Source organism: Limosilactobacillus galli (assembly GCF_947381495.1).
Lineage (GTDB): Bacteria > Bacillota > Bacilli > Lactobacillales > Lactobacillaceae > Limosilactobacillus > Limosilactobacillus galli.
In genome coordinates, this window is record NZ_CANCWK010000099.1 from 1 (window position 1) to 953 (window position 953).

Here is a 953-nt window from a genome sequence, read left to right on the forward strand (position 1 = left end):
TATCCATAAATCTTCTGGTCTTTGATCAGTTGCTTGGCTTATTTCGTGATTGAGCTGTGTTTCAAGCTGCTTCACGATATTTTTTAACGCCTTCTCATCCTGAAATTCGTGATTATAAACTTTAATACGGTCTACGGTTCTCGCTAAGGCTTCGACTTTTCCTTTGGTTTGGGGACGGAAGGGCCGACAGGCTTGGGGAATAAAGCCTGCGGCTTTAGAGAAATTCAATAAGCGTGAATTCCAAATAACTTTTCGATAGCTACTCTTAGCGTGATCAACCGCCGTTTTCATATTATCGAAATAAATTCTTTGAGGAACACCGCCAGTATTTTGAAAAGCCTCAATCAAACATTGAAATAGTGTGTCTTGTTTACGGTCAAAAACTAACTTTAAGAATTTTTTGCGTGAATAACCCAATACATACAAAAATAGTGAAAAAGTAATGGGGCGGTGTTCTCGGGTATATAAGACTAAGTCTTCTTTCCAATCAACCTGACTTACATCACCAGGTGCAGTTTCAACTCTAATCACTGGCTGCTGGTATTGTGCTTTTTTCAACTGGTGACAGTAATCACGCAAGATTGAAATCCCGCCTTCGTAGCCTAATTCTTTAATGAAATAGAAAATGGCTGTTGCAGAACAGGTTTTGTATTTATCCTTGATAACATCACGGTATGGGTCCAACTTACTTGGGCGACGCTTGTTAGTTTGTCGTTTACCGGCTTGTGGATTATTTAAATACCGCTTAATTGTCCTAGGGTCACAATTATATTGACGGCCTAGGGCCGCATAATTAGGTTTAATTTTTGCCATTTTGTAAAATATTAACTCCTCTTGTAATTCTAGTCGCATCAAATCACCTCAAAAGATTTAATGCAATTAGTATAAAAAATTGTAGGAAAACCGACAATTTCAAATCGGTGTTTTCCTACATTTTAGAACCGGTGTTAACA

General features: G+C 38.0%; 1 protein-coding gene. It reads right to left on the reverse strand.

Annotated features, from left to right (window positions below; translation table 11 throughout):
- The coding region (gene istA / locus QOS10_RS09395; RefSeq protein WP_283595195.1) for an IS21 family transposase at positions 1-813 on the reverse strand (813 nt) is incomplete at its 3' end.
- Positions 814-953 lie beyond the last annotated feature (140 nt).